At 66.3% G+C, this 25,040-nt stretch carries 24 protein-coding genes and 1 tRNA gene; 19 read left to right on the top strand and 6 right to left on the bottom strand.

The features are described from left to right. Positions 1 to 28 precede the first annotated feature (28 nt). Complete coding sequence (locus tag M2337_RS03875) at positions 29 to 1,150, bottom strand: NAD(P)/FAD-dependent oxidoreductase (protein WP_264571767.1); 1,122 nt, start codon at positions 1,148 to 1,150, stop codon at positions 29 to 31. A 100-nt stretch (positions 1,151 to 1,250) separates the two neighbouring features. Here M2337_RS03875 and M2337_RS03870 point away from each other — a divergent pair, with 100 nt between their 5' ends. The 9 genes from M2337_RS03870 to galE all read left to right on the top strand — a co-directional run bounded on the left by M2337_RS03870 (position 1,251) and on the right by galE (position 10,527). Further along, the gene (locus M2337_RS03870) at positions 1,251 to 1,724 is read left to right on the top strand and encodes a prepilin peptidase (protein WP_264571766.1); all 474 of its coding nucleotides are present in this window, start codon (positions 1,251 to 1,253) and stop codon (positions 1,722 to 1,724) included. 55 nt (positions 1,725 to 1,779) lie between these two features. Beyond that, positions 1,780 to 2,751 carry a Flp pilus assembly protein CpaB gene (gene cpaB / locus M2337_RS03865; RefSeq protein WP_181561222.1) on the top strand — a complete coding sequence of 324 codons (972 nt, stop codon included), beginning with the start codon at positions 1,780 to 1,782 and terminating at the stop codon, positions 2,749 to 2,751. Position 2,752: 1 nt separating this feature from the next. Then, on the top strand, positions 2,753 to 4,201 hold the full coding sequence (locus M2337_RS03860; protein ID WP_264571765.1) for a type II and III secretion system protein family protein: 1,449 nt from the start codon (positions 2,753 to 2,755) through the stop codon (positions 4,199 to 4,201). Positions 4,202 to 4,217: 16 nt separating this feature from the next. Beyond that, on the top strand, positions 4,218 to 4,877 hold the full coding sequence (locus M2337_RS03855; protein ID WP_264571764.1) for a CpaD family pilus assembly protein: 660 nt from the start codon (positions 4,218 to 4,220) through the stop codon (positions 4,875 to 4,877). A gap of 1 nt (position 4,878) precedes the next feature. Beyond that, positions 4,879 to 6,168: an AAA family ATPase gene (locus M2337_RS03850; protein WP_264571763.1), complete on the top strand. Its 1,290-nt coding sequence runs from the start codon at positions 4,879 to 4,881 to the stop codon at positions 6,166 to 6,168. Between the two features lie 46 nt (positions 6,169 to 6,214). Further along, the gene (locus tag M2337_RS03845) at positions 6,215 to 7,210 is read left to right on the top strand and encodes a type II secretion system F family protein (protein ID WP_264571762.1); all 996 of its coding nucleotides are present in this window, start codon (positions 6,215 to 6,217) and stop codon (positions 7,208 to 7,210) included. 15 nt (positions 7,211 to 7,225) lie between these two features. Next, complete coding sequence (locus tag M2337_RS03840; protein WP_181561218.1) at positions 7,226 to 8,212, top strand: type II secretion system F family protein; 987 nt, start codon at positions 7,226 to 7,228, stop codon at positions 8,210 to 8,212. A gap of 96 nt (positions 8,213 to 8,308) precedes the next feature. Further along, positions 8,309 to 9,364: a mannose-1-phosphate guanylyltransferase/mannose-6-phosphate isomerase gene (locus M2337_RS03835; RefSeq protein ID WP_264571761.1), complete on the top strand. Its 1,056-nt coding sequence runs from the start codon at positions 8,309 to 8,311 to the stop codon at positions 9,362 to 9,364. 155 nt (positions 9,365 to 9,519) lie between these two features. After that, on the top strand, positions 9,520 to 10,527 hold the full coding sequence (galE, locus tag M2337_RS03830) for a UDP-glucose 4-epimerase GalE (protein WP_264571760.1): 1,008 nt from the start codon (positions 9,520 to 9,522) through the stop codon (positions 10,525 to 10,527). A 4-nt stretch (positions 10,528 to 10,531) separates the two neighbouring features. Here galE and M2337_RS03825 read toward each other — a convergent pair whose 3' ends face one another. Genes M2337_RS03825 through msrP form a run of 3 tightly spaced genes read right to left on the bottom strand, consistent with a single transcriptional unit; the run spans position 10,532 to position 13,043 of the window. Then, a complete protein-coding gene (locus tag M2337_RS03825; RefSeq protein WP_264571759.1) occupies positions 10,532 to 11,419 on the bottom strand; it encodes a CHAD domain-containing protein in 888 nt (295 codons plus the stop codon). Between the two features lie 33 nt (positions 11,420 to 11,452). Next, positions 11,453 to 12,100: a sulfite oxidase heme-binding subunit YedZ gene (locus M2337_RS03820; protein ID WP_264571758.1), complete on the bottom strand. Its 648-nt coding sequence runs from the start codon at positions 12,098 to 12,100 to the stop codon at positions 11,453 to 11,455. 4 nt (positions 12,101 to 12,104) lie between these two features. Continuing rightward, the gene (gene msrP, locus M2337_RS03815) at positions 12,105 to 13,043 is read right to left on the bottom strand and encodes a protein-methionine-sulfoxide reductase catalytic subunit MsrP (protein ID WP_264571757.1); all 939 of its coding nucleotides are present in this window, start codon (positions 13,041 to 13,043) and stop codon (positions 12,105 to 12,107) included. A 151-nt stretch (positions 13,044 to 13,194) separates the two neighbouring features. On the opposite strand from msrP, the gene lysA reads away from it, so the two are divergent. The 3 genes from lysA to M2337_RS03800 are packed head-to-tail and all read left to right on the top strand — an operon-like array spanning position 13,195 to position 16,235. Continuing rightward, entirely contained in the window at positions 13,195 to 14,457 is a 1,263-nt protein-coding gene (gene lysA / locus M2337_RS03810; protein WP_264571756.1) for a diaminopimelate decarboxylase, read from the top strand. A gap of 52 nt (positions 14,458 to 14,509) precedes the next feature. After that, positions 14,510 to 15,280: a siroheme synthase gene (locus M2337_RS03805; RefSeq protein WP_264571755.1), complete on the top strand. Its 771-nt coding sequence runs from the start codon at positions 14,510 to 14,512 to the stop codon at positions 15,278 to 15,280. Positions 15,281 to 15,329: 49 nt separating this feature from the next. Continuing rightward, positions 15,330 to 16,235, top strand: a complete 906-nt coding sequence (locus M2337_RS03800) for an SMP-30/gluconolactonase/LRE family protein (RefSeq protein ID WP_264571754.1) — start codon at positions 15,330 to 15,332, stop codon at positions 16,233 to 16,235. A 2-nt stretch (positions 16,236 to 16,237) separates the two neighbouring features. Here the strand turns inward: M2337_RS03800 and M2337_RS03795 are convergent, their stop codons facing one another. Continuing rightward, positions 16,238 to 16,507 carry a hypothetical protein gene (locus tag M2337_RS03795; protein ID WP_264571753.1) on the bottom strand — a complete coding sequence of 90 codons (270 nt, stop codon included), beginning with the start codon at positions 16,505 to 16,507 and terminating at the stop codon, positions 16,238 to 16,240. A 251-nt stretch (positions 16,508 to 16,758) separates the two neighbouring features. On the opposite strand from M2337_RS03795, the gene ispG reads away from it, so the two are divergent. The 4 genes from ispG (at position 16,759) to M2337_RS03775 (ending at position 21,475) form a co-directional block, all read left to right on the top strand. Next, a complete protein-coding gene (gene ispG / locus M2337_RS03790; protein ID WP_264571752.1) occupies positions 16,759 to 17,925 on the top strand; it encodes a flavodoxin-dependent (E)-4-hydroxy-3-methylbut-2-enyl-diphosphate synthase in 1,167 nt (388 codons plus the stop codon). After that, positions 17,922 to 18,239 (top strand): hypothetical protein, encoded by a 318-nt coding sequence (locus tag M2337_RS03785; RefSeq protein WP_264571751.1) that lies wholly within the window; start codon positions 17,922 to 17,924, stop codon positions 18,237 to 18,239. The genes ispG and M2337_RS03785 overlap by 4 nt, the downstream gene beginning before the upstream one ends. 156 nt (positions 18,240 to 18,395) lie before the next feature. Further along, complete coding sequence (locus M2337_RS03780; RefSeq protein ID WP_264571750.1) at positions 18,396 to 20,726, top strand: FtsK/SpoIIIE family DNA translocase; 2,331 nt, start codon at positions 18,396 to 18,398, stop codon at positions 20,724 to 20,726. Positions 20,727 to 20,866: 140 nt separating this feature from the next. Next, on the top strand, positions 20,867 to 21,475 hold the full coding sequence (locus tag M2337_RS03775) for a LolA family protein (protein ID WP_264571749.1): 609 nt from the start codon (positions 20,867 to 20,869) through the stop codon (positions 21,473 to 21,475). Positions 21,476 to 21,547: 72 nt separating this feature from the next. Here the strand turns inward: M2337_RS03775 and M2337_RS03770 are convergent. Further along, positions 21,548 to 21,621, bottom strand: a tRNA-Gln gene (locus M2337_RS03770). A 158-nt stretch (positions 21,622 to 21,779) separates the two neighbouring features. Between M2337_RS03770 and M2337_RS03765 the strand changes: the two genes are divergently transcribed. The 3 genes from M2337_RS03765 to M2337_RS03755 all read left to right on the top strand — a co-directional run bounded on the left by M2337_RS03765 (position 21,780) and on the right by M2337_RS03755 (position 24,986). Next, complete coding sequence (locus M2337_RS03765) at positions 21,780 to 22,850, top strand: Ppx/GppA phosphatase family protein (RefSeq protein ID WP_264571748.1); 1,071 nt, start codon at positions 21,780 to 21,782, stop codon at positions 22,848 to 22,850. After that, entirely contained in the window at positions 22,850 to 23,521 is a 672-nt protein-coding gene (locus M2337_RS03760) for an RlmE family RNA methyltransferase (RefSeq protein ID WP_264571747.1), read from the top strand. The genes M2337_RS03765 and M2337_RS03760 overlap by 1 nt, the downstream gene beginning before the upstream one ends. A 169-nt stretch (positions 23,522 to 23,690) precedes the next feature. Further along, a complete protein-coding gene (locus tag M2337_RS03755; RefSeq protein ID WP_264571746.1) occupies positions 23,691 to 24,986 on the top strand; it encodes an MFS transporter in 1,296 nt (431 codons plus the stop codon). Positions 24,987 to 25,040: the final 54 nt, after the last annotated feature.

The following is a 25,040-nucleotide window of genomic DNA, read 5'->3' as shown; positions in this document are numbered from 1 at the left end:
GCTGAAGCCGAGCCCATAAGATCCGGCTTCAGCGGGACGACCTGAACCGGTCTGGCGCGTAGATGGATGCATCGATGTGTCGGACCGCCGTAGGCAGCGCCTCGCCGAGCAAGGTGGCCGCGCCGATCTGTGCTGCGGCCGGCGCCGTCTGCATGCCGAAACCGCCCTGCCCCGCGAACCAGAAAAAACCGGGTGCATCCGCATCATAGCCATAGACGGGCAGCCGGTCGGGCGCGAAGCTGCGGAGTCCTGCCCATTTATGCTCCACGGCCGCGACCGGCCAGTCGGTGACCTGCATGAACCGATCGACCGCGCGCGCGACATCCAGCTCTTCCGGCACCACGTCGCGTGCATCGTCCGGCGTTTCGTCATGCGGGGTCACCCACAAACGCCCCTGCCCTTCCGACTTGAAGTAGAAGCTTCCATCCAGCGCAATGACCAGCGGGACGTGCGCAGGCGCCGTTGGGCAGCGCAGTTGCACGACCGTCCGGCGCAGGGGCGTGATGCCCAGCGGCGCGACGCCGCAACGCCGGGCGACATCATCGGCCCAGGCCCCGGCCGCATCGACGATGACGCCGCACGACAGCGGCCCGTCGCTGGTTTCCACAGCCCAGCCCGCGCCCTCGCGGCGCGCTGAAAGCAGCCGATTCGTCAACCGCTCTGCCACGCCGCCGCGTCGTGCAGCCCGCCGATAGGCAGCGAGCAGGCCTCCGGTATCGATGTCCGCACAGGAGGGGGCCGCGACACCGATCGTCCATTCGTCACGGATGCCCGGCACGGCCTCGGCAACCGCCTCACGCCCGAGTCGCGTGAACTGGACGTCGCTGCTCGCGAAATCGGCGATCAAGCGGTCGGCAAGCCCCTGCTGATCATGGCGGCCAAGGTGGATGGCGCCGCGCGGCGAGAGAAAGCCATGCTCGGAAAATGACGGTTCCGGCCGCGCCAGCATCGGCCCGCTCGCACTGGTCAACGGCTGTACGCCGGGACCACCATAGGTCTCTTCCCAGAACGCCACCGACCGCCCGGACGCGTGATAGCCGGGCTGATCTTCCTGCTCGATGAGCATGACCCGAGCGCTGCCGGCAATGCCTGCGGCCAGACTGAACCCGGCGATCCCGCCGCCGACGATAAGGATATCGACCGAGGTCATCGGCGCCGCTCCGAATCGGGGGCAGGCCGGCAAAGCCAGGGAATACGCCCCAGATAGTGGTTACGCTTTGGTAAGGCGTACACTCTAGTCGTGCCCCATCATGTCGGGTGTCTGGATATCGACAGCGCTCAGCGCCATGCTGGCTTCGCTCCTCATATGGGGAGCGACGACGGACCTGCGCAGCCGAATCATATCCAACCGACTCAATCTGGCCATCGCGCTGCTCGCGCCCTGCTGGTGGTGGGCCAATGGCCTGTCCTTCTATCCTGACGTTCTGCTGCAAATCGGCCTGGCCGCCGCAGTTTTCCTGCTGTTCACGGGCTTGTTCGCGCTCGGCATGATGGGCGGGGGCGACGTCAAGATGCTTGGCGCGCTGGCCTTGTGGCTTCCGCTGGCGGCAATGTCGACCCTCATCATCGTCATGGCGCTGATCGGCGGCCTGGTCACCATCGTGACCGTCGTCCACCACCGGACGACGCGCCGAATCGGCCAGCCGGAGATCCCCTACGGCGTCGCCATCGCGCTCGCGGGCCTTTGGGTTCTCGGCGAACGCTATCTTAACCATTTGACTTAATGATCACGCGGATTGGGGCCGGGGGTGGCTCCGCCGACTGGAGGCGAGTTTCGAAATGGAACCGAAGAAGATCGCGCTGCTTGCTGGCGCGTTGATCATAGCGGTGGCGGCGGCGTTTCTCGCCCGATCCATGTTCACCAGCGGCGGGGGATCGCCACAGGCAACGGCATCGGCCATGCCCGATACCGCGCAGATGCCGCATGTGCTGGTGGCCACCAAGCCGCTGCCGGTCGGGACGATCGTCGGGCCGGATGCCTATCGCTTCCAGCCCTGGCCCAAGGAACTGGTCGAGGACGCCTATTATATTCAGGGGAAAGCCGACGAGGCTCAGATGGTCGGCGCGGTCGTGCGCACCGCCATCGCGGCAGGCCAGCCGGTCACGCAGGGATCGCTGATCAAGCCGGGCGACCGCGGCTTCCTCGCCGCAGCCCTCAGCCCCGGCATGCGCGCCGTGACAGTGCCTGTCTCCGTGCAGAGCAGCGTTGCCGGTTTTGTTTTCCCAGGCGATCGCGTCGACCTGGTGCTCACGCAGAGCGTGCCCGGCGGCGGCGACGGCCCGCCCCTCAAGGTCTCCGAGACCATCCTGCGTAACCTGCGCGTGCTGGCGACCGATCAACGCACCAACGCCCTCGACGAATCGGGCAATCCGGTGGTGCGGACATTCTCCAACGTGACCATGGAAGTCACGCCGCGCATGGCCGAAAAGATCAGCGTCGCGCAGACCGTTGGCGCTCTGTCGCTGGCGCTGCGCTCGCTGGCGGACAACACGCAGGAGCTGGAAGCCGCGCTGGCCTCCGGCGACATCGATGCGGTGGATGCCGAGAATGGCGGCAACACGCTGATCACCGCCGCGCGGCCGGTCGATGGCCGCTCCACCTATTCCACCGGTGCCGACGTCTCGCGCTATCAGCGCAGCACGGTTCCCGCCAAGCCCATCGATCCCTCGGGCGCGCCGTCCGGCAATGGTCCGATGGTGCGCGTGGCGCGGGGGACGGCGGTCACCAATGTCGAGCTGGGGAGCAAGTGAGATGAGCAGCCCGTCTAGGCTCCGTATGGCGCGCACCGCGACCGGCGTTCTTGCCACCGCGCTCGCCCTGACCGTCAGCGCTACCGTGGCGCCGGCCCTTCATGCCCAGGCGACCATGGCGCCCAAGACCGACGGCACGCTGCTGCTGGCCGTTGGCGAAAGCCGGGTGATCAACCTGCCGGCCAATCTCACCGACGTGGTGATCGCCAACCCCAATGTGGTGGATGTGCATGTCCGCTCGCAGCGGCAGGTCTATCTGATCGCAAAGGCATCGGGCGAAACCAACGTGTTCATCACCGCGCGCGACGGCAAGATGCTCTACGCCAATGCCGTGCGGGTGGGGAACAACATCACCAGCATCGACCAGATGCTCCGCCTCGCCATGCCCGAATCGGACGTGCAGGTGAACACCATGAACGGCATGGTGCTGCTCACCGGCACCGTCGCAGCGCCGGAAGACGCAGCGGAGGTCCAGCGGCTCGTCCAGGCCTTCTCGGGCGCCGACACCAACGTCGTCAGCCGGCTGCGCACCGCGACGCCGCTGCAGGTCAACCTGCAGGTCCGCATTGCGGAAGTGAACAAGAACTTCACGAAATCGCTCGGCTTTAACATCCTTACGCAGGATACGACGGGCGGCTTCCAGTTCGGCATTGGCCGGGGCAACCCCGGCTCGCTGGCGACGGGCCAGTTCAACGTCATCGAGAATGGCACGTCCATGGCCTTCGCGGGCAATCTGCTCGGCCTCAACGTGCTCAGCACGCTTGATCTCGCAGAGAATCAGGGCCTGGCGGTCACGCTGGCCAATCCGAACCTGACGGCCCTCTCCGGCGAAACGGCGAGTTTTCTCGCGGGTGGCGAGGTGCCGATCCCCATCGCGACCCAGCAGCAGGTCAGCGTCGAATATAAGCAATATGGCGTCAGTCTGGCATTCACTCCCACGGTGCTTGCCAATGGCCGCATCTCGATGCGCGTGCGGCCCGAGGTCTCGCAGCTCGACAGCAGCTCGGCGGTGCGCGTGAGTGGGTTCGACATTCCCGGCATCCAGACCCGCCGCGCGGAGACGACCGTGGAACTGGGCTCGGGCCAGAGCTTCATGATCGGCGGCCTGCTCTCCACGGCGAGCGGCAACACGATCGAGAAGACGCCGTTCCTGGGCGACATCCCCATTCTTGGCAATCTGTTCAAGTCGCAGAGCTACCGGCGTCAGGAAACCGAGCTGGTGATCATCGTCACGCCCTATCTCGTGCGCCCGGTCGACGCGCGCCAGATCGCGCTGCCGACTGACGGTTATCGCAATGCCGATGACGCGCAACGCATTCTGGGCGGGCAGATCCAGGACGGCAGATCCGGCGACGCCCGGCCCACGCCGCAAGCCCTGCCCCCCAAGACGGTCGAGCAGGGCAGCGTCGCCGCGCGCTCGGGCAATGCCGCACCCGGCTTCAGCTTCTGAGGTGGAAGGACGAGAGATGACCAAGACAAGCTTCTTCCGCACAGCCGGCACCACAACCCTGATGGCACTGGCCCTCATCGGTCAGTCCGCCAATGCCCGCTCCCGCGAGGTCAATCGCGGGGTCGAGCCAGTGCATCAGCCGGTCGTCGAGCGCACCGATTTCGTCTTCGACCTGAGCCCGGACGGCGCAGGCACGCTCAGCCGCATGGACGAGCGCCGGTTGACCGTCTGGTTCAACGCCCTCGGCCTTGGCTATGGCGACCATGTGACGCTCGCCGGCGATACCAGCGGTTCTCTGGCGCTGCGCGATGGCGTGACGCAGGTCGTGGGGCGCTACGGCCTGCTCGTGGATGGCGAGGCGCCACTGACGGCAGGCGCACCGCCCATCGGCGGCCTGCGCGTCGTGGTCAGCCGCTCGGTCGCCAGCGTGCCGGGCTGTCCGACATGGCGGGACAAGGCGGAAGCCAATTTGAGTGGCGGCCTGAGCGACAATTATGGTTGTGCCATGGCCACCAACCTCGCAGCCATGGTCGCCGATCCACGCGACCTGGTCGAAGGACGCGAGGGCGGTCTGGACGTCACCAACGTCGTGAACAGCAAAGCCATCAAGACCTATCAGGAGACGGCCCCGACGGGCGCCGGCGGCCTGCAGGGCATGTCGGTGGGAGGCAAGTGAGATGAACGCACCCTGGAAAGCCGGCGGACCGCATGGCCGCGATGCGTTTCACGCCTATGTCTGCGACGATCATAGCCTTGAGGTACTGCGGACGGCGGTGCAGGAGATGGGTTGGCCCACCGAAAAGCTCTACAAGGGCGGGCTGCGCAATGCCGTGCAGTCGCTCTCGATGTCTGCAAGCCCCAACATTCTCTTCGTCGACCTCTCCGAATCGGCTGACCCGCTCACCGACATCAACAGTCTGGCGGAGGTGTGCGAGCCGGGCACGGTGGTGATTGCCTCGGGGCAGGTGAACGACGTGCGCCTGTACCGCGATCTCGTCGCCAGCGGGCTGCAGGATTATCTGCTCAAACCGCTCGCCGTCGACACCATGCGCGACATTCTCACCGGCGCTCAGGCGGTCTTCCTGACGCCCAAGGCCGAGGTGGCGAGCGAGCGGGCGCACATGATGGTGTCTGTCGTTGGCGCGCGCGGGGGCGTCGGCGCCTCCACTGTCGCCACGTCACTCGCTTATCTCACCAGCGCGCGCGGCAAGCGCTCGACGGCCCTGCTCGATCTCGACGTGCATTTCGGCACCGGCGCCCTCGCGCTCGATCTCGAACCGGGGCGCGGCCTCACTGATGCGGTGGAAAATCCCAGCCGCATCGACGGGCTCTTCATCGAGCGCGCGATGGTCCGCGCCAGCGAAACGCTGGCCGTGCTCTCGGCCGAAGCGCCGATCAGCCAGCCACTGCTGACCGACGGATCGGCTTACTTCCAGCTGGAGGAAGAGCTGCGGTCTGCTTTCGAATGGACGTTCGTGGATATGCCGCGTGGCATGTTGGTCCAGCACCCGCATTTGATCCATGAATCCAGCGCCATCGTGCTGGTCACCGACTTCACGCTCGCGGCGGCCCGCGATACCATCCGCATCCTCTCCTGGCTCAAGACGAACGCCCCGCAATCGCAGGTGATCGTAGCCGCCAACAAGGTGCAGGTCGGCATAGCGGAGATCACCCGCAAGGACTTCGAGCAGAGCATCGAGCGGGCCATCGACGTGGTGCTGCCCTATGACGCCAAGGTCACCGCCCAGGCGGCCAAGCTGGGCAAGACGGCAGCGGAAAGCGGCCGCTCCAGCAAGCTGGGCCAGGCCTTGCTCGATCTGAGCGACCGACTGAACTCGGCCGACCTCGGCGAGACGGGCGCAAAGGGCAAGAGCGGCGGATCACTGATCGGCCGGCTGCTGGAGGTGAAGATTCCGGGCAAGGCGAAGAAGAAGATGGATGCCGATTCTGTGCCGGGCAACGACTGACGCGATGCCAGCGCCTGCGAGCAAGACGTAACTGGATGAGACCCTGATGAATAGCCAGCTTCTCCTGCTGATCCTGCTCGCGGCGATGGCCATTGCCTTGTTGGTCATGGCCCTTTCCGGGCCGTCCGCCGACCGCGTCGGAAGCCGCCGGATCGCCGCCATTCGTGGGCGCCATGCGAGCAGCGAGAGCAACCAGATCGAAGCGCGGATGCGCAAGGCGATTGCCGCGCGGGGGCTCGATCAGGGGCATCTGTTCACATCGCTGATTCCCAACCCGGAATTGCTCGCCACTCGGCTACGCATGACGGGCAAGAAATGGACGCTCAGCCAATATGTCACGACGTCCGTCGCGCTGGCGATTGGCGTGCTCGCCATCATGGTGCTGCGCGATTATTCGTTTCTTCTGTCGGTGCTCGTCGCGATTGCGATCGCCTTCGGGATTCCGCATTTCGTCGTCGGTCGGCTGATTGCGCGGCGGGTCAACAAGTTCACTACCAATTTCCCTGACGCGCTCGACCTGCTCGTGCGCGGCCTGCGTTCCGGCTTGCCGGTGGGCGAGACAATGATGGTCGTCAGCCAGGAAATCCCCGGGCCGGTGGGTGAGGAATTCAAGCTCATCACCGAGCGGATCAAGATCGGCCAGTCGATGGACCAGGCGCTGCAGGAAACCGCCGCCCGCCTCGGCACGGCGGAATTCAAGTTCTTCTGCATCACCATCAACATCCAGCGCGAGACGGGCGGCAATCTGGCCGAAACGCTCGCCAACCTCAGCAACGTTCTGCGCCAGCGCGCGCAGATGAAGCTGAAGATTCGCGCCATGTCGTCCGAATCCAAGGCATCGGCCTACATCATCGGCGCTCTGCCCTTCATCGTCTTCGGGCTGATCAGCTGGATCAACTTCAAATATATGTCGGCCTTTTTCATCGGCGATCCCAATGGCGTGTTCGGCCTCAGCCTGATGCAGGTCATCGCCATCGGCGCGATGATGTGGATGAGCATCGGTGTGTTCATCATGGCCAAGATGATCAGCTTCGAGATCTGAGGGGAGCGCGCGATCATGCAATCCACCGGCGCCACGCTCTTTGGCCTCACCGCAGCCGATCTCGGCACCTTGCTTGCCGCCATGGCGACCTTCGCCGTGCTGGTCGCGCTCTACGCCGCTACGACCGTGCGCAACCCGATGGGTCGGCGACTGCGGGCGCTGAACGATCGCCGCGAGCAGCTCAAGGCCGGCATCATCGTTGCCCCGTCCAAGCGGCGGACCAAGATCGTCCACCAGAGCGACACGACGGACTGGATGCAGCGCTTCCTGTCCTCGCTCAAGGTGCTGCAGGACGATCAGTTGCGGGATGCGCAGAAGAAGCTCGCCCAAGCCGGCATCCGCTCCAAGGAATATGCTATCGCGGTCATCTTCGCGCGGCTGGTGCTGCCGATCGCCGTGGGCGGCTCGGCGGCTCTGCTGATCTACGGTCTTGACCTCTGGCCGCACTGGGGCCCGCTCAAGAAGTTCGGCGCCTTCGCCGGGGCCCTGCTGCTCAGCTACAAGGCGCCGGACCTCTATGTCGGCAACAAGGTCACCAAGCGCTCCGATGCGATCCGCAAGGGTATTCCCGATGCGCTCGATCTGCTGGTGATCTGCGCCGAGGCCGGCCTGACCGTAGACGCCGCCTTCGCGCGCGTCGCCCGCGAACTGGGCTCGGCCTATCCCGAACTGGGCGAGGAATTTCAACTCACCTCCATCGAGCTCTCCTTCCTCACCGAGCGGCGCATGGCCTTCGAGAATCTGGCCGAGCGGGTGGATGTCGAGGCGCTCAAGGGTGTCGTCACCACGATGATCCAGACCGAGAAATACGGCACGCCGCTGGCCTCTGCGCTGCGTATCCTTTCCGCCGAATTCCGCCATGAGCGCATGATGCGCGCCGAGGAAAAAGCGGCGCGCCTGCCGGCCATCATGACCATCCCGCTGATCCTGTTCATCCTGCCGACGCTGTTCGTCGTCATTCTTGGCCCGGCGGCCTGCTCCATCAAGAAGGCGTTGCTTTAAACGGGCATTTCATCGCGGCTCGCCTTGCGGCCGCGTGGCCCGTGCGCCACTAGGACAACAGTCGCCATCGTGGAACCGGCTATCAGGAGACCGACATTGCCCGCCCAGATCATCACGCCGGTCATCCTCTCGGGAGGATCGGGCACGCGGCTCTGGCCGGTCAGTCGCAACGAGCGCCCCAAGCAGTTCATTGCCCTCACGGCGCCGGAAACCATGTTCGAGCTGACGCTCGGCCGGATTGCCGATCTGGAACACAGCGCGCCGCCGATCGTCGTTGCCAACGCGGCCCATGCCGAGATCATCCGCAAGCAGGCGGGGCCCGAGCAGACGCTGATCCTCGAACCGAGCGCCCGCAACACGGCGCCCGCCATCGCGCTGGCCGCGTTGGCTCTGGAAGAGAGCGACAGCGCTATGCTGGTGATGCCGAGCGATCATGTGATCGCTGACGTCCCGGCTTTCCATGCCGCCATCGAGCGCGCCCGGCCGCTGGTCGCCGATGGCTGGCTCGTGACCTTCGGTATCGAGCCGACCGCACCGGAAACTGGTTTTGGCTATATCGCGCTCGGGGACGAACTGGCTGCGGGCGTCAACACCGTCAGCCGCTTTGTCGAAAAACCTGACGCAACCCGCGCCGCACAGATGCTCGCACAGGGCGGGCATGTTTGGAACGCCGGCATCTTCCTGTTTGGCGCACGCGACTTTCTGGCCGCACTGGCGACGCACCAGCCGGCGATGCTGGCCGCTGCGCGCGCGGCGATGGCGGCAGCCACCCGCCAGGGCGCCGCGATTCTGCCGGATGCTGTGGTCTTCGCGCAATGCCCGTCCGACTCGATCGATTATGCGGTGATGGAACGGGCGGACAAGGTCGCCTGCGTCCCGGTCAGCATGGGCTGGTCCGACGTGGGGAGTTGGGATGCGCTCTACGACCTCGCCGACAAGGATGAGGCGGACAATGCCCTGCAGGGCGCCGCCTATGCCATCGATGCCAAGGGCTGCCTGATCCGCAGCGATGGCCCGGCGGTGACCGTCGTCGGCGCGGAGGACCTGATCGTCATCGCATCGGGGGACGAGATCGTCATCCTACCGCGCGGGCGCTCTCAGGATGTCCGCAAGGCTGTCGCGGCATTGAGCGAGCGGCCGGGGCGGTCATGAATCGCGCCCGCCCGCACTGGCTGCGGGCACTGCTGACCGTCCTGGCCTTGATGATCGTCCTGCCGGTTGTCGCGCAGTTCGTGTAGAGCGGCAAAGGGCACTTCCAAGCGCGACAGGCTCGTGGCAAGGCGGCCCCACGCAGCAAGGACAATCCGATGACCGACAAGCCCACCATCCTCGTCACCGGCGGCGCCGGCTATATCGGCAGCCACGCCGTGCTGGCGCTGGTTGATGGGGGATGGCCGGTCGTCGTGGTCGACAATCTCACCACCGGCTTCCGCTGGGCCGTGCATGAGAAAGCCGCGTTCGTGGAAGGCGATATCGGCGACGCTGCATTCATGGAAGGCGTGCTGCGGCAGCATGGCGTCAAGGGCATCATGCACTTCGCCGGCTCCATCATCGTCCCTGAATCCGTCGAGAATCCGCTCAAATATTATCGCAACAACACCGCCAACAGCCGCGCCCTCATTGAGGCCGCGGTGCAGGCCGGCGTGCCGCACTTCATCTTCTCATCCACCGCCGCCACCTACGGTATTCCGAAGGAAAGCCCGGTGCGCGAAGACAGCCCCAAGCAGCCGATCAACCCTTACGGCATGTCCAAGCTGATGACCGAGATCATGCTGGCGGACGTCGCTGAGGCCCATCCACTCAATTTCTGCGCGCTGCGCTACTTCAACGTCGCCGGCGCGGACCCGCAGGGCCGCTCCGGGCAATCGACGGCGGGTGCGACCCACCTCATCAAGGTCGCGGTGGAAGCGGCACTGGGCAAGCGCGAGAGCGTCGCGGTCTTCGGCACGGATTTCGATACGCCGGATGGCACCGGGGTGCGCGATTACATCCATGTGAGCGATCTGGCCGCCGCCCATGTGCTGGCGCTTGAAGCGCTCATGGCCGAGCCGGAGCGCAATCTGACGATGAACTGCGGCTATGGTCGCGGCTTCTCGGTGCTCGACGTGCTCGACGCCGTGGACCGGGTGACGAATCGCAAGGTGGAGCGCCGCATCGAAGGCCGGCGCGCTGGCGATCCGCCGGCGCTCATCTCCGATAACAGCCGCATCAAGGCCACGCTGCCTTGGCAACCCGCTTATGCGGATCTCAACACCATCGTCGATCACGCGCTGGCATGGGAGCGCAAACTCTCGGACATCCGCGGCGACAGCTGAACGGTTAGCGCCGGTGCGGCGGCATGGCCCAGTGCGCGGCAAAGTCTGAGGGTTTCTCCGCGAACAACGCCTCGCCAAGCCGGCCCGCCTTGCGGGCCAGAGCCGCGGAGCGTTTGTGTGTCAGGGCAGCGAGTTGCGCCGTCGCAGCGGGGTCGGACAGCAATCCACCATCCTGACGCAGGCGCGCGATCAGCATGTCGAGATCGTGCCGGTCGCCCAGTAGGTCGCCGAGACGATCGGTCCTGGCGAGGCGCCGCTTCGCGAGGTCCGGGTTCAACCGGCTCAGAAGGCGGACATGCTGGCCGTGATATTTGACGTGCTTGCGCCATGCATGACTGGCTTGCGCAGCCGCGGGCCCTGCGCTGACGGCCTCGAGCGCGCGCATCGCTTGCCGGGCCTGCCGGTACGTCTTGCGCAAGCCCGGCAGGATCGCGTCCTCGCCCCGCGCGCTGAGCGCCCATGTCGGCGCGCGGACGCGGGCGGCGAGAAACGGCGCCCGACATCCCTCGATCTGCTCGGCCATAGCCCCGGTAGCATCATGCCCCGGCGCTGCCCAGTGGGACCGCAGCGTCGTCCAATCCTGGCGCGCCTCGTCCGCATCGTTCAAGCTATCCAGCGTCTCGATCAGCACCGCGCTGTCCCGCGCGCCGGAAAGCATTGCTGCGATATCCCGGAAGGCGGCATTTTCGGTTTGATAGGCTGGAAAGGCGGGGCGGACGAGCCGCAGCAGGCCGCGCATCGCCTTGCAGGTCCGCCGCAGCTGATGAACGATCCGCGCGGGCGGCTCCTCAACGCCGCGAATGAGAGCGAGCGCTTCATCCAGCCGCTCGCAGGCGATCCGGCGGAAACCCTCCTCCACGGATGTATCGGACGATCTGAACCGAAACGGCATGTCGCGCCCATCCCCCTGATGACGGGCCTGACGCTAAAGGCTCGGGGCAGGCTGGTCCAGCTGGGATGCTGCGGAAGCCGGCCGCGCAGGCCCTGCGCGCAACCGCATGACCGCTCGCCAGCCGAGCAGTGCCGCCACGATCCCCCCATAAATCAGCGGCGAGCGCGTATCGGCCTTCACCAGCAGGAAATAATGCACCACGCCCATGATCGCGATGAGGTAGACAAGCTGGTGCAAGCGCCGCCATGCGCGCACGCGCATTTTGCGCCGGATGCGATTGGCGGAGGTGATCGCCAGCGGGACCAGCAGCACAAAGGCCGCCATGCCGATGGTGATGTAGGGCCGCTTGACGATATCCGCGACGATGAACGACCAGCCGAACTGCTGGTCCACCGCCACATACATGATCAGATGCAGCGCCACATAGGCAAAGGCCCACAGGCCAATGCGGCGGCGATAGCGCAACAGCGCCGGCATTTTGAGCAGCTTGGCCAGTGGACTGATCGCCAGCGTAATGCACAGGAAGCGCAGGCCCCACAGGCCCAGCTCACGCAACACATATTCGATGGGATTGGCCGTGAGTCCACCGGTCAGGCCCTGCCAGACGAACAGCAGCAGGGGCGCCACGCACAGCAGCCAGACCAGCGCAGAGATCAGGCGATCGCGCGTCTTCCTGGTCATGCCGTCAGTAAAGCTTCTTGGGGTTCATGCCGCGATAGAGACTCGCAACCTGATCGCCATAGCCATTGAACGGCAGCGTCTTGCGGCGCAGCAGCTCGCCGATGCGCCGCTCACGCGCCTGCGACCAGCGAGGATGATCCACATCCGGGTTCACATTGCCGTAAAAGCCATATTCGTCGGGCGCGAGCATCTGCCAGCTGGTGCGCGGCTGGCGGTCGGTTAGCGTGATCCGCACGATCGACTTGATGCCCTTGAAGCCATATTTCCACGGCACGACCAGACGAATGGGCGCGCCGTTCTGGCGGGGCAGCAGGCGGCCATAGAGGCCCACCGAAAGCAGCGTGAGGGGATTCATCGCCTCATCCAGCCGCAAGCCTTCGCGATAGGGCCATTCGATCACGTTCCGGCGCTGGCCGGGCATCTGCTTGGGATCGTTGAGGGTCTGGAAAGCCACATATTTAGCGCTGCCGAGTGGCTCCACCTCGCGCAGCAGCGCGGAGAGAGGAAAGCCGATCCATGGAATGACCATCGACCAGGCCTCGACGCAGCGCATCCGGTAGATGCGTTCTTCCAACGGAAAGCGGCGCACGATGTCTGAAATATCGAACTTACGCGGCTTCTGGCACAGGCCATCCACGGCGACGGTCCAGGGCGCGATTCGCAGGCTGCCGGCATTGGCCGCCGGGTCGCTCTTGTCAGTGCCGAACTCGTAAAAATTATTGTAGGTCGAGACGTCCGCAAAGGGCGTCGGCGTCTCGTCGATCTTCATCTTGTTGGATGAGAATTTGACTGTCGCCGGCGCATCCGCCGCCATCGCCGCCGGTGCGATCAGTCCGGCGGCGCCGATGCCGGCCACACCGGCAATGAACTCGCGCCGGCGCAGATACAGCGCTTCATCGGTGACGTCGTTTTCGGTCAGGTCGGCAGATTGACGGATCAGCATGGCAAGACTCTCCTGCCCCCAGAGCCGGAACAATGCCTGCCCTTGGCTGCATGTGCAATGAACATGGCCATGACCGAAGGGGCAATAACCCCTCCCGCCAGACGCAAAAGCCGGTTTCCATCCGCCGCACCAGCCTCTAGGGGCGCAGATCATGGATCATTTCGCTTACAAGGATGGCGTGCTGCACGCCGAGGACGTGCAGATGGCGGCGATTGCCGAGGCCGTCGGGACACCGGTCTACATCTATTCGCGCGCCACGCTGGAGCGCCATGCCCGCGTGTTCCGCGAGGCGCTGGCCGGCCTGCCGCGCAAGCACATCGCCTTTGCCATCAAGGCAAACCCCAATCTCTCCGTGCTGCGCGTACTGGCGCGCGAGGGTTATGGCGCGGATATCGTCTCGGGCGGCGAGATGCAGCGCGCGCTGGCGGCAGGCATGCCGGCCAAGGACATCGTCTTCTCCGGCGTTGGCAAGACTCGCGCTGAACTGAGCGCGGCGCTGGAAGCCGGGATCGGCCAGTTCAACATCGAGCTGGAGGAGGAGGGCGCCGTCCTCGCCGAGATCGCCGCCGCGATGGGCAAGACCGCCGATGCCGTGCTGCGCGTCAACCCGGATGTCGATGCCGGCACGCACGCCAAGATCTCCACCGGCATGAAGGAGAACAAGTTCGGCGTTCCCATCGATCAGGCGGGCGGCATCTTCGAGCGGCTTTGCGCCCTGCCCGGCCTCAACCTGCGCGGCATCGCCACGCATATTGGCAGCCAGTTGTTCGACCTCGCCCCGCTCGAAGCCGCCTATGGCAAGATCGGCGCGCTGATGGGCGAGTTGCGCGCGGCTGGCCACACCATCGACCGCATCGATCTGGGTGGTGGACTCGGCGTGCCCTATGAACGCACGAAGGTACCCCCGACGCCCGCCGATTATGGCGCGATGGTGGAACGGGCGACCAAGGGCTGGGACGTCACGCTCTATTTCGAGCCGGGCCGCGTGATCGTCGGCAATGCCGGCGTGCTGCTCACCCGCGTCATCTGGGTGAAGCCCGGCGTCATTCGCCCCTATGTGATCGTCGATGCGGCCATGAACGACCTCGCCCGGCCGGCCATGTACGATGCCTTCCACGACTTCGAGGCTGTCGCGCCGACCGGCGAGCGGATCGTGGCCAACATCGCTGGCCCGGTCTGCGAGAGCGGCGACACCTTCGCCATGGCCCGCGATATCGACGTGGTGAAGACCGGCGACCTCGGCATCTTCCGCACCGCCGGTGCCTATGGCGCAACGATGGCGAGCACCTACAATTCGCGCGCGCTGGTGCCCGAAGTGATGGTGGATGGCGACCAATTCGCCGTCGTTGCCGACCGCATCATGCCCGAGGCGATCATCGCCGCCGAGCGCCTGCCGGATTTTCTCAAGGACTGAGCATCGACCGCAAGGGGCAGACGGACGGGCCAGGACCGGCTAGGAGAGCGCCATGCACAGCCTTCCGCTCTTCGTCATCCTGTCGGGCCAGCCGGTCATCCTGCTTGGCACTGGGGAGGCCGCGGACGCCAAGCGCCGGCTGATCGAGCGGGCCGGCGGCGTGCCGGTTGCGGACGAGAATGCCACTGCCCGCATCGCCTTCGTGGCGCTGGAGGATGAGACGGCCGCCCAAGCCGCCGCAGACCGGCTCAAGGCGCGCGGACTGCTGGTCAATGTCGTCGACCGGCCGGCGCTGTGCGATTTCACGACCCCCGCCATTGTCGACCGCGATCCGGTATTGATCGCCGTTTCCACGGGCGGCGCCTCCTCAGGGCTGGCCGCAGCCTTGCGCCAGCGGCTGGAGACGATCCTCCCGGCCCGGCTCGGCGCCCTCGCCAGCGCGCTCAATGCCGCCAAGGTCGCAATGCGGGAGGCCTGGCCCGATGCCCGCGACCGCCGCCGCGCGCTTGGCGAGGCGCTGGCGCCGGGCGGCATGCTCGACCCCTTCGGCACGCCTGCGGTAGACCCGTGGCTGGAAGCGCGCATCGCGCCCGCCTCGCGCGCCGTGCATGTCATCGCCTTGCGCTCGGACGACCCGGATGACCTGACGGTTCGGGAGGCCCGCACGCTGGGCCAGGCCGATCGCATCCTGTTCGCCCCCGACACCCCGCCCGCCATTCTCGCCCGCGCCCGCGCCGACGCGGAACGCCTGCCGCTCAGCGCGGAAGAAGCCCCGCCCGAACTGCCGGGGCTGACCGTCTGGCTCGTCCCGGCCGAGGATTGATAGGCCTTTCCGCCGTCAGCGCCGGGAATCCCGGCTCAGGAGATCGTTCATGACGTCACATCCCTCCGCCCCCGCAGCCTCGCCCGCCGTATCGGTCGCGCTCGATGCCCGCGCCGCACTTGGCGAAGGGCCACGCTGGCACGCCGCCGAGCGCCAGCTCTATTGGGTGGATATCCTGCGCAACGAACTGCACCGCTTCGACCCCGAAACGGGCGCGGACGAGATGCGCGCCTTCGCCCAGCCGGTCGGCTGCTTCGCCTTCCGCGCAGCCGGTGGCTTGCTGCTGGCGATGAAAGACGGCCTCGCCATTCTGGCCGACTGGGGCTCCGAGCCGCAGCCCTTTGGCGATCAGATTCTCGCGGACAAGCCGGACCTGCGCTTCAATGATGGGCGGACGGATTCGGCCGGGCGGTTCTGGGTGGGCAGCGTCAACATGGCCAAGAGCGCGCATGATGCCGCGCTCTATCGCGTCGGCACGGATGGGGCGATCGACCTGATCGAAGGCGGCATGCTCACCTGCAACGCGGCTGCCTTCAATGCGTCGGGGACGACCTTCTGCCACGCGGACACCCCCAGCCACGCCCTGCGCGCCTTTGATGCCGATCCGGCGAGCGGCACGCTCTCCAACCGCCGCATCCTCCACCAGTTCGAGAACGGCACCGGGCGCCCCGATGGCGGATCGTTCGATGCGGAGGGTTGTTACTGGAGCGCCCTGTTCGAGGGTGGCCGGGTGGTGCGGCTTTCACCCGAAGGCGAGTTGCTGCAGACGGTGACACTGCCGGTCAGCCGACCGACCATGATCGCATTTGGGGGTGATGATCTGTGCACCGCTTATGTCACCACGGCGCGGGCAGGGCTGGACGAGACGGCACTGGCGCGCGAGCCGCATGCGGGCGCGATTTTCCGCTTCCCCGTCGATGTGCCGGGTCTGCCCGAGCCGCCCTTCGGCGGCTAAGCCTAGGCTTTGTTGGCTCGCTTGGCGAAGCGGGTCACGAACACCGGTGGGCTGGTCGGGTAGCAGGCCTGTGCGAGCGGCAGCGCCGTTTCGCAGACGGCGCATTGGGCGCTGACGCGTCCAACATACCATTGCGTGCTGGCGCAATCGGGACACTGATTGAGCTTGCCTGGCTCATAGCGCGCGCCAATGGCCGTGCCATCGAATGGTTTGACGTGAATGCCCGGGTGACGAACGGCAGAGCTCAAAGCCTGCACAGGTGAATGCGCCATGTCACGATCCTTCCGGCGATGAAAACGTCCCGCGCGTTCGCGGGTTCCTGCCTGTGCCAACGGCTCGGCGCATCTGTCTCTTGTCGGGACGATTTACCGCGCGCGCCATGATGGCGACTTGCGACGGGTGCGTCCCGTGCCCCCGCGGCGGGTTGATCCGCGCAATCCCCCCTCGCCTCTGCCCTAGAGCGGGGCTATAAGCGCCGGGATGATGACCGACCCCCGGACACGCCCCCTCTCCAAGGACAATCATGTCAGAGCATAATCCCGGCCTGCGCCCGTGGCGCGACATTGCGCGGCGCGAGTGCCGCCAGATCATGGTCGGCAACGTGCCGGTCGGCGGCGGCGCGCCGGTGACCGTGCAGACGATGACCAACACGCCGACCCACGATGCGAAGGCGACGATCGACCAGATCCGCCGCTGCGAGGAGGCCGGTGTCGACCTCATCCGGGTTTCCTGCCCGGACGTGGAGAGCACGGCGGCGATGAAGCAGATCGTCCGCGCGGCCAAGGTGCCGATCATCGCGGACATTCATTTCCACTATAAACGCGCGCTGGAAGCCGCCGATGCGGGCGCGGCCTGCCTGCGCATCAACCCCGGCAATATCGGCTCTGCCGCGCGCGTGAAGGAAGTGGTGGATGCCGCCAAGGCCAATGGCTGTGCGATCCGCATCGGCGTGAATGCCGGCAGCCTCGAAAAGGATCTGCTGGAAAAATATGGCGAGCCCTGTCCCGAGGCGCTGGTGGAGAGCGCGCTCGACCATATCAAGCTGCTGCAGGACCAAGACTTCCACGACTATAAGGTGGCGGTGAAGGCGAGCGACGTGTTCCTTGCCGTCGCGGCCTATATGCAGCTTGCCGACGCGGTGGACTGCCCGCTGCACCTTGGCATCACCGAAGCCGGCGGCCTGATCGGCGGCACGGTGAAGAGCGCCATCGGCATCGGCAACCTGCTCTGGGCTGGCATCGGGGACACGATCCGCGTCTCGCTCTCCGCCGAGCCGGAAGAGGAAGTGCGTGTCGGCTATGAGATCCTCAAGTCGCTCGGCATCCGCACGCGCGGTGTCCGTGTCGTCTCCTGTCCAAGCTGCGCAAGGCAGGGCTTCGATGTGATCCGCACGGTCGAGGCACTGGAGAGCCGCCTTCAGCACATCAATACGCCAATCTCGCTTTCCGTGCTGGGCTGCGTGGTCAATGGCCCCGGCGAAGCGCGGGAGACGGACATCGGCCTCACCGGCGGCGGCAATGGCAAGCATATGGTCTACCTCTCCGGCGTGACCGATCACCACATCAACGATGCCCAGATGATCGACCACATCGTTTCGCTGGTGGAAGCCAAGGCGGCCGAGATCGAGGCCGCCAAGCTGGAGGCCGAGATGAGCGATGCTGGCAACGCCAGCGCCGTAGCGGCCGAATGACCGACCGGCCCGACATGGCCCCCTCCGCGCCGAGCCGTGATCTGCGCGCGCCGCAGACGCAGGCTGCCTCACGCGTCACAGGCGCAAGCGCCACGGGTGCAGTGGCGACCGGTGCGACGGCGACGGGGGCCTCCGCGACCGGCGCAGTTGCGGTCGGCGCCTTCGCGTTGGGCGCCCTCGCCATGGGCGCGATTGCCATCGGCGCGCTCGCCATCGGGCGGCTGCGCATCGGACAGGCCCGCATCAGCCGGCTGCGGATCGACACGCTGGAAATCGGGAACGCTATTCGCACCGGGGAACCGCCTCGCCGGTGAGGCTGACAGTCTCGGCGTCGGCCGTAGCGCGCCCAGCATGCCGAAAAACCGGGGACTCTTGACGCCGAGTCCGTGAAAGAGGATTGTCGCCGCGCGGAACATTTCGGGCACGGCGCGTGCGTGACCCCGCCGCGCCGGACGAAGGAGTGAGTGGCAATGGCAAGTCGGGCACCGATGAATCGGACCCCCGAATGGCAGGCGATGCTGCGCCGGAGCCTGATCCGCATCGGCACCTTTGCTGGCTCGGTCGGGCTGTACGCGCTGGCGCTGTTCCTCCTGCTCGCGCTGCTCAGCTACAAGGTGAGCGACCAAGCGCTGAACACCGCCGCCGGTCCGGAGACGCACAATTTGATGGGCGCCGCCGGTGCCTGGGCAGCGGACATTCTCTTCACCTTCGCCGGCCTGCCTGCCTTGCTGTTGCTGCCCTTCATCCTCGTCTTCGCGCGGCGCCTGTGGGCCGATGCAGACATGAGCGGCTGGCAGGGGCAGATCGCCAAATGCATCGGCGGCCTGCTGCTCATCGGCACCGGCCTGTGGATTGCCCAGCCCGAACCGCTGGTCGGGCTGCCGGCCCGCTGGGGCGGCGTCATCGGCTTCCTGTTCGCCCACGGCCTCACCGCCCTGACGGCGCGCCTTGGCGAAACCGCCGACCTCATTCTGCAATGGCTGCTGCTTGCGGCCTTTATCGCCAGCGGGCTGTGGCTGTGGGTCCGCAGCCTCGCGCTCGAAAAGCCGCTCTGGCATCTTGCCCGCCCTGCCCTGCCGCTGCTCTCCAGCCTTGGCTCCTTACGCACGGCGAAAGCTGGCAGCCTGGATGTCGCCGAGCCCGAACGCGACCCGCATCCCGAGCGCGAGGCGGAACCACGCCGCCCGGTGGACACCACACCCCGCCAGCCGATCACCATCCAGTCGCCGAGCAGCGCCGCCATTCCCAAGGCGTTCGGCCCCGTCTCGGGACAGGAAGACCTGTTCGGCAATGGCGCGCTGCCATCCCCTGACCTGCTGTCGCCCGCGCCCGCCAGCGCGGTCAGCAAGATCGACCGGCCCGGCCTCGAGCGCAATGCGCGGCTGCTGGAAAGCGTGCTCGATGACTTCCACGTCAAGGGCGCGATCACCGAGGTGCGCCCCGGCCCCGTCGTCACCATGTATGAGCTTGAGCCAGCCCCCGGCATCAAGGCCAGCCGCGTCATCCAGCTCGCCGACGACATCGCCCGCAACATGTCCGCGCTCTCGGCGCGCGTCGCCACCATTCCGGGGCGGACGGTGATCGGCATCGAGCTGCCCAATGCGGACCGCGAATCCGTGGTGCTGCACCAGCTCATCACCAGCCAGCAGTTCGCCGAGCAGAAGGGCGGCCTGCCCATCATCCTCGGCAAGAACATCTTCGGTGAGCCGGTGATCGCCGACCTCGCCGGCATGCCGCATCTGCTCGTCGCGGGTACGACCGGCTCGGGCAAGTCGGTCGGCCTCAACACCATGCTGCTCTCGCTGCTCTACCGGATGACGCCGGACGATCTGCGCCTGATCATGATCGACCCGAAGATGCTGGAACTGAGCATCTACGACAACATTCCGCATCTGCTCTCCCCGGTCGTCACCGAGCCGGCCAAGGCCATCCGCGCGCTCAAATGGGCGGTCGAGCAGATGGAGGATCGCTATCGCATGATGGCCTCCATCGGCGTGCGCAACCTCGCCGGCTATAATGAGAAAGTCCGCGGCGCCCGTGCCAAGGGCAAGTCGCTGGGCCGCCGCGTGCAAATCGGTTTCGATGAACAGACCCGCCAGCCGATCTACGAGGAGGAGGAGCTGGATTATCAGCCCCTGCCGCAGATCGTGGTGGTGGTCGACGAGCTGGCCGACCTGATGATGACGGCCGGCAAGGAAGTCGAATTCCTGATCCAGCGCCTCGCGCAGAAGGCGCGCGCCGCCGGCATCCACCTCATCCTCGCGACCCAGCGCCCCTCGGTCGACGTCATCACTGGCGTCATCAAGGCGAACCTGCCGACCCGCATCAGCTTCTTCGTCACCTCGAAGATCGACAGCCGCACCATCCTGGGCGAGCAGGGCGCCGAGCAGCTGCTGGGCAAGGGCGACATGCTCTACATGGCGAGCGGCAAGGGCCTGATGCGCGTCCACGGGCCGTTCGTGAGCGATGATGAGGTGCGCGGCGTCGCCGACCATTGGCGCTCCAAGGGCCAGCCGGATTACATCTCCGCCGTCACCGAGGAGCCAGAAGATGGCAGCTTCGCGCTCGATGGCGTCGATCTCGGGGATGACAGCGCCGATGCCAAGCTGTTCCGCAAGGCCTGCCAGCTCGTGTTCGAGAACCAGAAGGCCTCGACCAGCTGGCTCCAGCGCCAGATGCGGATCGGCTATAACAGCGCGGCGCGCCTCATTGAGCGGATGGAAAATGAAGGCATGGTCGGCGCGCCCAACCATGTCGGCCGCCGGGAAGTGCTGCGCGACGAAATGGGCAATCCCAAATAAGAGCGGTCCGTTGCCCCGCCCCCGGGCGCGGGAACGCGCTGCGGCGCGCGGCATTCAGTGGATATTCAACGGCAGGGACCTATCCGGGCGCGATGATCAGACTTCCCAAATTCACTCGGCGTTCCGCCATGCTCTCTCTGATGCTCAGCGCGCTCGCGGCACCGGCCTTGGTGCCGGCGAGCCCGGTTGCTGCGCAAGCCGCGCGGTCGAGCGATCTGGCGAGCGTCAGCACGGCGGTTCGCGGCATCACCACGCTGAGCGGCGACTTCACCCAGACCGACCGCAACGGGCAGGTGCAGAACGGCAAGCTGCTCTGGAAGCAGCCGGGCAAGATCCGCTTCGATTATGGCGCCGGCGATCTGCTCATCGTTGCCGACGGCAGCTCGCTCTACATGATCGACTATCAGGTTGCGCAGGTGCAGCGCTGGCCGATCCGCAATTCACCGCTCGGCGCATTGCTCGACCCCAAGCGCGACATCACCCGCTATGGCAAGATCGTCGATACCGGCGATCCGCGCGTCGTCTCAGTGGAAGTGCGTGACCCCCAGCACCCCGAATATGGCGTCATCACGCTCATCTTCACGCGCAAGGCAGGCGTGCCGGGCGGGCTCTCGCTCTATGGCTGGGTGGCGCTGGATGCGCAGGGCAACCGCACCAACATCCGCCTGAGCAACCTGAAATATGGCGCGCCCATTGCCGATTCGACCTTCCGCTGGCGCGACCCGCGCGGAACCCGCGGCCCGCGCTGATCCGGCCGCGAAACCGGCGACCGGCCGCACCGCCCCGAAAGGGGCGGACGCGGTCGCGATGATCTGAAAAGCTGGATGCCCCGCGAGGATTCGAACCTCGATTGACGGAGTCAGAGTCCGTAGTCTTACCTTTAGACGACGGGGCAAGAGCGGGCGCAGATAGGGCGCGGACTGCCTGCGGTCAAGGCGATTTTCCACCCTCATCGTTCGGAGCATGGCAGCCACCTTGCGTCGCCCGCCACGCACGTCTAGCGTGGTAGCAAGTCCCGGCGGAAGTCCCGCCGGAAGAGAAGGTCAAGAAGTCATGGCGCATAAGGCGACGCCCGCGCCGCGCATGGGGCAGGAGCCCGGCACACTAGTGTCCGCCGGGAGCGCGAAACAGAAGGCGCGATCCTTCAATCGTCCGCTGCCGCGCGGCAATCTCGCTGCGCTCGACCTCGGCACCAACAATTGCCGCCTGCTCATTGCGCGGCCGGATGGCGACCGCTTCGTGATCGTGGACGCCTTTTCCCGTATCGTGCGCCTTGGCGAAGGCCTTTCCGCCACCGGGCGCCTGTCGGACGCCGCGATCGACCGCACCTTGTCCGCCCTCTCCGTCTGCGCCGAGAAGCTGCGCCGCCGCCGCGTGGTCCTGGCGCGCTCTGTTGCGACCGAAGCCTGCCGGCAGGCAGAAAACGGGCGCGCCTTTGTCGACCGGGTGCAGCGCGAAACCGGCATCATGCTCGACATCATTTCGCCCCGCGAGGAAGCGCGGCTTGCGGTCCTCGGCTGTAAGGCGCTGCTGGAACGTGGCGAAGGCCCGGCGCTCATCTTCGACATCGGCGGAGGCTCGACCGAGCTGGTGCTGCTCGATGGCGATGGCGACCAGTTGCGCATCGTCGACTGGCACAGCGCCCCGCATGGCGTCGTGTCGCTGGCGGAAGCCGTGGCCGGCCATGGCGACACCGCCAGCGAGCGCGCCGCGGCCTATGCCGAAATGCTCCGGCGGATGCGCGAGGCTTTTGCCGCCTTTGCCGAGCGGCTGCCCAAGACCGGGCCGGTGCGCCTGCTCGGCACGTCCGGCACTGTCACCACGCTCGCCAGCGTCCATCTGGGCCTGCCGCGCTATGATCGCAAGGCGATCGACGGGCTGACCGTACCGGCCGATGCCATGCGGGATATTGCTGGGCGGCTCTCCACCATGAGCATAGCGGAGCGCATCGCCCAGCCCTGCATCGGCGACGAGCGCGCCGATCTGGTGGTGGCGGGATGCGCCATCTTGGAAAGCATTCTCGACATCTGGCCGGCAGACCGGCTGGGCGTCGCCGACCGCGGTATTCGCGAAGGGATTCTCCGTGCGCTGACGGACAGCGCCTCAAGCCGGGACCTGGGATAATGGCCAGAGGTGACAAATCTGTCGGCACGCGCGTGCGCACGGCACGCGGGCGCACGGCCCAATCGACGCGCTGGCTGCAGCGCCAGTTGAACGACCCCTATGTGAAGCGGGCCAAGGCAGAGGGCTATCGCAGCCGCGCTGCCTACAAGCTGCTGGAGCTGGACGAGAAGTTCGGCCTGCTCAAGGATGTCCGCCATGTCGTCGATCTGGGCGCAGCGCCTGGCGGCTGGACGCAGGCGGTGCGAAAGGTGCTGCCCAAAGCGAAGGTCGTGGGCATCGACCTCTTGCCCATCGAGCCGCTGCCCGATGTGACCCTGCTCCAGATGGACTTCATGGCAGACGAAGCGCCCGATCAACTGATCGCGGAGCTGGGCGCCGCGCCGGATCTGGTCCTGTCGGACATGGCGGCCAATACGGTCGGCCACCAGCAGACGGACCATCTGCGCACCATGGGCCTGGTCGAGGCGGCCGCCGATTTCGCGATGCAGACCCTGCGGCCCGGCGGCGCCTTCGTCGCAAAGGTTTTTGCCGGCGGGACGGATGATGGCCTGCTGCGACAGCTCAAGGCGGCCTTTCGCACCGTCAAACACGCCAAGCCGCCGTCCAGCCGGAAGGGGTCGGTGGAGTGGTTCGTCGTCGCGCAGGGGTTCAAGGGCCGGCAGGCGCCATAAAGGCGGTTGTGCGGTTGACCCGGACAGCACAAGAGGACTAGCGCCATCTGGCCGGCCACTGCGCGGGCAAGCAGCGTCGCTCACCCGCATGAACATGCGACCAGGCGCCGCGTCGGGCGTTGTGCCGGAACAGGATAGAGGAGGCGGCATGAGGTCAGGCGGCAATGGCATGTTTCGCTCCCTCGCCAACCGCAACTTCCGGCTGTGGGTCAGCACCAATCTCTTTTCCAACATCGGCACCTGGATGCAGGGCACGGCCCAGACATGGTTGGTGCTCACCGAACTAACCGATCATAGCGCCGGCGCGGTCGGCATTCTCACCGCGCTGCAGTTCCTGCCGCAGGTGCTGCTTGTGGCGGTGACCGGATCGGTCGCCGACCATGTCGACCGGCGCAAGCTGCTCATCACGATCCAGTGCTTCCAGACCCTGCTGGCGCTCAGCCTTGGCGCGCTCATCATTTCGGGGCTGGCGGAGCTCTGGCACGTCTACATCTTCGGCTTTGCGCTCGGGTGCTGCATGGCGTTCGAGGCGCCGGCGCGGCACAGCTTCGTCTCCGATCTGGTGGGGGACGAGATCATCGGCAACGCGGTGGCCATGAACAGCACGGCCTTCCAGACCGCCCGCATGATCGGCCCGGCACTGGCGGGCCTGTGCATCGCGCTGGTCGGCACGGGCTGGGTGTTCGTGATCAATGGCCTGTCCTACCTGATCGTCACCACCGGCCTGCTCAATGTGCGGGTGACACGGCATGCCCATGCGGCGGCGCAGCCGCGCGGGGTGAGCCGGCTGCTCGATGGCTTTCGTTATGTGGCCGGGCGACCGGACATTCGCACCGTGTTCCTGATGCTGTTCTTCTTCGGCACGCTGGGCATGAACTTCGGCATTTTTATCAGCGTGATGGCGGCGACCGTCTATCAGAAGGGCGCCAGCGAATATGGCCTGCTGACCTCCATCATGGCGATCGGCTCGGTCACCGGCGCCTTGCTCACAGCCCGGCGCGACCGGCCCCGGATGCATCACGCGGTCATTGGCACCTTCCTGTTCGGCTGCTTCATGACTGCCGCCGCGCTCTCGCCGAGCTATATCCTGTTTGGACTGGTGCTGATCGGCGTGGGGCTGGCAGCACAGACTTCGCTCACCTCATCCAACGGCTTCGTCCAGTTGGCGACGGACCGGGCGATGCGCGGGCGGGTGATGGCCATCTATGTCGCGATCACATTGGGCGGCCTGCCGCTCGGTGCGCCGCTGATCGGCTGGGTCGCCGACACCTATGGCGCGCGGGCTGCGATGGGCGTGGGCGGCGCGGCCGGCTTTCTCTCCGCAGCGATTGGCCTCAGCTATCTGATCCGCGTGCGCAACCTGCGCTTCATCTGGGATGACGAAGGACCGCGCCTGCACATGAACCCGGACCCGCATCTGCGTGAGCCCGGCCCGGCGGTGCTACCGCCAGATCGGGCGCTTTAGGAGCGACGCTCCCTCCCCCGCGCGGCGCGGTGGGAAGGAGCGCGTCTAGTCCTC

It is taken from the genome of Sphingobium sp. B2D3A (assembly GCF_025961795.1).
Taxonomy (GTDB): domain Bacteria; phylum Pseudomonadota; class Alphaproteobacteria; order Sphingomonadales; family Sphingomonadaceae; genus Sphingobium.
Note: the sequence above shows the minus strand (reverse complement) of the source record. Positions and strands in the feature narration are given on the sequence as shown.